Below are 5,211 nucleotides of genomic sequence, written 5' to 3'. Positions count from 1 at the left end.
ACCACGCCCGACACCGAGTCCTCACCCAGGATGTCGACGACCTCGCTGTTCCAGACGAACTCGATCTTCGGGTCGGCGAAGGCGCGCTGCTGCATGATCTTCGATGCACGCAGCTCCTCGCGACGGTGGATCACGTAGACCTTCGACGCGAAGCGGGTAAGGAAGGTGGCCTCCTCCATCGCCGAGTCGCCGCCGCCGACGACGGCGATGGTGCGCTCGCGGAAGAAGAACCCGTCGCAGGTCGCGCAGTACGAGACGCCGTGGCCCGAGAGGCGCTGCTCACCCTCGATGCCGATCTTGCGGTAGGCGGAGCCGGTCGCGAAGATCACCGCGTCGGCCTCTTCCACGGCGCCGTTGCCGAGGGTGACGCGCTTGACGTCACCGGAGAGGTCGAGCGCGGTGACGTCGTCGTAGCGCACGGTGGTGCCGAACTTCTCGGCCTGCTCCTGCAGCTTGGCCATGAGCTCCGGGCCCTGGATGCCCTCCGGGAACCCGGGGAAGTTCTCGACCTCAGTGGTGTTCATCAACTCGCCGCCGACCTCGACGGAGGAGGCGAACAGCACGGGCGACAGCTCGGCGCGCGCCGCGTAGATGGCGGCGGTGAATCCGGCGGGGCCCGATCCGATGATGATGAGCTTGCTCACGTGGGGACTCTCCTTGTCGATCGGCCGCGGGGATGTCTCTCGCAGCCACTACCGGTCAACACATGGTAGCCGTGGGACATTCCGCGAGGGGCCGTCAGCGACGCACGATCCGCCGTACGAGGGCGATGCCCGGGCCGAGCTCGGGCGCGCGCAGCACCGCCAGGGCGAGCACGTACACGACGGTGGCCGAGAGCCCCACCACGGCTGTTCCGACAGCCCCCAGGATCTGCCCCGAGACCATCCAGCCGTGCACACCGCCGGCGAGCAGGAACACCCCGTAGCCGGCGAGGCCCGCGGGGATGGCCGCGATGCCGAAGCGGGCGAGCGATCCGAGCCAGACCCGTGCCCGCAGGTCGCCGATCTTGCGCCGCAGCAGGATGCCCCCGGCGATGACCTGCACGAGCATGGCGAACGACTGGCCCAGTGCGATGCCGGCGCCCAGATACTCCCGGGGGAGCGTCCACGAGGCGATGAATGCCGTGAGCACCACCAGCACCGCCTGCAGCAGCGTGAACAGGAAGGGTGTGCGGGTGTCGTCGAACGCGTAGAACGATCGCTGCACGATGTAGAGCACCGACATCGGGATGAGACCGGCGAGATAGCACAGCAGCATCAATGCCGCCGCGGGGGCGTCCGCATCTGAATCGGTGAAGATGCGGGCCGCGGGGATGGCCGCCGCCGCGAGCGCCGCGGTGGCGAGCACGATGAACAGGCCGAGCATCGTGATGCTGCGGCCCACATCGACGCGCACCGCGTCGATGTTGCCGGCGTGCGCCTGCTCGCTCAACCGCGTGAAGTAGGGGGTTCCGATCGAGACCACGATCACCGAGTACGGCAGCATGAACAGCAGCCACATGTTCTGCGACGTCGTCGCGGCGGGGCCGTAGCCGGATGCCGCGGACAGCAGCTGCGACTGGATGAGCCCGGCCGCCTGCCCCACGAGCACCATGAGGAACGTCCAGCCCGCGAGGCGTCCGATGTGGCGAAGACCGACCCCGCGCCAGCGGAAGTCGGGGCGCAGGCTCAGTCCCGCCCCCCGCCAGAACAGCAGCAGCACGATCGCCTGGGCGACGACACCGCCGGTGGCGGTCGCGCCGATCACCGTCACCATGCCGGGCGTCCAGCCGGTGACCTCGGTCTGCGGGCCGAACAGCGCGATGAACGCGCCGAAGCCCGCCACCGAGACGACGTTGTTGATGATCGGCGCCCACGTGAACGGACCGTAGGCGTTGCGGGCGTTGAGCGTCTCGCCGAGGAGCGCATAGAGGCCGTNGTAGTTCGGCGCGTACGCGACGACCAGCAGCGGGGCGAACACCATCGCGAGCGCCGTGGCGCCCAGCAGCACGGTCGTGCCGAGGGTGAACAGCTTGGAGACGAACGCACGGCCGCCGTCGGCGTGGCTCGCCGCCTTCACGATCTGCGGAACGACGACGGCGGTGATGATGCCCGTCGAGATGATCGCGTAGATGTTGTTCGGCAGCTGATTGGCCGTCGAGAACGCGTCGGCGGCGCGGCTTCCGACCGAACCGAGCGCGGCCACGAGCACGATGGAGCGCACGAATCCGGACAGTCGGGAGATCACGGTTCCGGCGCCGATCAGCAGGCTGGCGCGGCCGAACGAGGTCACGGAGCGTCCTTCGGGTCGGCCGGGGCCGCGGCATCCGTCGTCGCCGGATCGCCGGTCGCCGGATCAGCGGTCGCGTCGGTTGCGTCGTCTCCGGCGGTCGTCGCTGTCGGGCGCGAGAGGCGTCGGCGTCGGCGGACCATACGGATGACGCCGAGGCCGATGAACGCGGCCACCAGCACGCTGATCACGACGAGGCCGATGTTCTCCCAGTCCGCGCGCACCGCGACATCCACCGTCTGGGCGGTGCCGACCGCGACCCCGGACGCGCTGCGCAACTGCAGCGCGATACGCACGTCTCCGTTGCCCAGGCGCGCCCGAACAGGTACCTCGACGCGCGTCACACTCGAGGCCTCGGCGTGCACCTCAACGCGTGCGTCGACGTCGAGGCGCACGTCGTTCGGGGTGGCGTAGAGCGTGACGTCGACCGGATAGGGCAGATCGTTGCGCACCGCGAACCACAGGTTCGCACCGCTCGCGAAGAGGTTCACGTTGCTGGTGGGCGTGATGTCGACCGAGCCGAGCGTTGTCGCCGTGGCCGCGGCATGGTCGGACAGGGCTGCCTTCCAGCCGTCGAGGTCCGACAGCCACGAGCCGCCGAGGAGCTGGAGGGCCGCCGCGTCCTCGGGACCTGTCAGCAGGGCGGGCGAGCTCAACACGGTGGCGAACTGCGCGATCGACGCGGCCTGCGACTGCAGCGAGGTCACTGCGCTCGTCCGGGCCGCGTCGATGGTCGAGGTCGCGAGTGCGCGCGGAGTTCCCGAGGTGCTGATCAGGCCGCTGAGCGAGGTGAGGGAGATCCCGGATCCCCCGGTGACGGCGGCGACCGCAGCGCCGACCCCGGCCGCTGACCGGGTGGCGGTGCGGTCGACGACGACGGCGAGAGGGGAGCCCGACGCGTCGTGCGCGGCGAAGAAGAGGGCGGCGGATGCCGCGGCCAGCGGTGCGCCCCGCAGGTTGGCGTCACCCGTGGCGGCAGCGAGACCGAGGGCGGATGAGATCTCGCCGTCGTAGACCACGACGGGCGCCGCGTCGACGGTGCCGGACGCGGAGACGGTGGCGTTGTCCGCCCCCGTGGTCGTACTCACGGAGGACACGAGGGACACCGCCGCAGCGTCGCTCGATCTCAGCTCGGAGACGGTCTGTGCGTCGCTGAGGCCCGAGGGTGCCCAGTAGATCGAGGGGTCGGACGGCCCGATCGCCAGCAGTTCGGAGAGCGTCGGCAGCGTCGACGTCGTCGAGCCGCTCGCGCTCGGCGTCGGCGTCGGGCCGCCTGTCGGCGTCGGGGAGGGGGAGGTGCTGCCGAAGTTCTTCGGGTCGAGGTAGGCGGCCAGCGAGGTCGGCGCGAGCGGGCGGGACAGTCCCGCCTCGAGCTGGGTGGCGACATCCGCATCGCCGTACTGCAGGGCGAAGCGCTCGTTCGGCAGGGTCATCAGCCGCTGCAGCCATGCGCGCGCACTGGCCGGCGCCGACGAGCCGAGCACGCGGATCGAGGCGACGACGGCGGGGTCGACGGCGAGGACCGCCGCGGTTCCGGCGACAGCAGTGAGCTCCGCGTCGAGCAGCCCGCCGGTGGCGGTCAGCGTGGCGAGCCGGTCGGCGGGGATCACGGCGGTGGATTGCGGGCCCGCGCTGATGGGCACGACGAGCGCGACCGAGGCCGTCGTCGCGTCCGGCACGGTGATGACCGATCGGGCGTCGTACGAGCCGAGGGTCACGCGCACCGGGTACACGCCCGCGGCGAGAGTCGCGATCGCGCTGGTGGTCGGATCGATGACGAGTGAAGCCGATTCGGTCTGACCTTCCGCGGTGGTGCCGAGGTCGGTGGCTCCGAGCACGGCCGGCGTCGTGGCATCCGCGGTTCCCGACAGCCACCGCGACAGCTCGGCGCGGCTCGTGAACGGCGCGCTCCCGATGCTGAGGGTTGCGACTCCGCCGTCGACGGCGGCACCGGTCGTGTTCGAGAGGACGATGGACGCTGCCAGCGACTCGCCCGGGCGGAAGAGTCCGTCCTGTGCGGGGGAGAGCGTGAGTGCGACGGTGCCGGTCGGCGACGCGGACGGTGACGGCGACGGTGTGTCGGCGGCGGCCGGTGCCGCAGGGGCGAGCAGCACGGCGGCGGCCAGCACCGCGGCGCCCGCGCGCAGCGCCCGACGCAGGAGCGCGCGTGCGCGGGGGGCGTCCCCCGCCGAGGTGTGCTTCGCAGTCATAAGAGAGGTCGGTGCGGTCCACGCGCACGTCGGCTGCGATTCTACGGGCGGGTGCTGTGGCATCCCCGAGCCTCGCGGGGAAGGCGGCGAGCGGACGCCCGCGCGCGGTTGAATGGACGGGTGACCGTCTCCATAGACACCGCCGCGGCGGCGGCCCTCGCCCGGGATCTGGATGCCGCGGATTACCGCACCGACGCCGTGCGCGCCGCGTGGGGCGACCTGCCCGATCGGGCCATCGGGCAGGGGCTGCGCGGCCCCGCCCTCGCGGCGCTCGAGGGACGCACCGACCCGCTCGCGGTCGTGTGCCGCCTGCTCGGCGTGGGGGCTGCGGCATCCGTCGCCGAGGTGGAGGCCGCGTTCCCCGCGTGCGGCGTGGCCGGGCTCATCGCGCTCGACCTCGTGCAGGTCGCCGGAGAGGTCGTCGTCGCGACCGCCCTCGTACGCCCGCAGGCCTTCGCCGACGGTCGCGGCGAGGTCGAATGGTGGATCGCGAGCGATCTCGACGAGGCGGCCCTCGGCGGAGAGCTCGCCCCCGATCACGTGCTGGGCGTCGGGGGTGCCTCGCTCACGCTCGCGTCGCTGCAGCTGCCGGCGGCCGCGGCATCCGTGCTCGACATCGGCACGGGGTGCGGCATCCAGGCGCTGCGGGCGCGGCGGTATGCGGACCGCGTGGTGGCGACGGATGTCTCGAGCCGCGCCCTGCGGTTCGCCGCCCTGAACGCGGCGCTCGCAG

4 protein-coding genes and 1 pseudogene are annotated in these 5,211 nt (G+C 71.8%); 1 reads left to right on the top strand and 4 read right to left on the bottom strand.

Annotated elements, in window-relative coordinates; all coding sequences use genetic code 11:
• The 4 genes and pseudogenes from ASG00_RS00625 to ASG00_RS00615 all read right to left on the bottom strand — a co-directional run.
• On the bottom strand, positions 1-644 hold a 644-nt coding region (locus ASG00_RS00625; RefSeq protein WP_235559012.1), incomplete at its 3' end, for an NAD(P)/FAD-dependent oxidoreductase.
• A 94-nt stretch (positions 645-738) separates the two neighbouring features.
• Positions 739-1,916 (bottom strand): annotated as a pseudogene (murJ, locus tag ASG00_RS00620) (murein biosynthesis integral membrane protein MurJ); the annotation flags it as partial.
• Between the two features lies 1 nt (position 1,917).
• On the bottom strand, positions 1,918-2,271 hold a 354-nt coding region (locus tag ASG00_RS16040), incomplete at its 3' end, for a lipid II flippase MurJ (RefSeq protein ID WP_327037446.1).
• Entirely contained in the window at positions 2,268-4,478 is a 2,211-nt protein-coding gene (locus ASG00_RS00615; protein WP_056206128.1) for a DUF6049 family protein, read from the bottom strand. The genes ASG00_RS00615 and ASG00_RS16040, both read right to left, overlap by 4 nt.
• A gap of 120 nt (positions 4,479-4,598) precedes the next feature.
• Between ASG00_RS00615 and ASG00_RS16035 the strand changes: the two genes are divergently transcribed.
• The coding region (locus ASG00_RS16035) for a DUF7059 domain-containing protein (protein ID WP_235559011.1) at positions 4,599-5,211 on the top strand (613 nt) is incomplete at its 3' end.

It is taken from the genome of Microbacterium sp. Leaf351 (assembly GCF_001423825.1).
GTDB classification, from domain to species: domain Bacteria; phylum Actinomycetota; class Actinomycetes; order Actinomycetales; family Microbacteriaceae; genus Microbacterium; species Microbacterium ginsengisoli.
The sequence above is the reverse complement of the archived record's forward strand: the minus strand, read 5'-3'. Positions and strand labels throughout refer to the sequence as shown.

Excerpts from the sequence above, each read along its gene's own strand:
- ASG00_RS00615 (WP_056206128.1), bottom strand. The coding sequence starts at position 4,478 with ATGACTGCGAAGCACACCTCGGCGGGGGACGCCCCCCGCGCACGCGCG.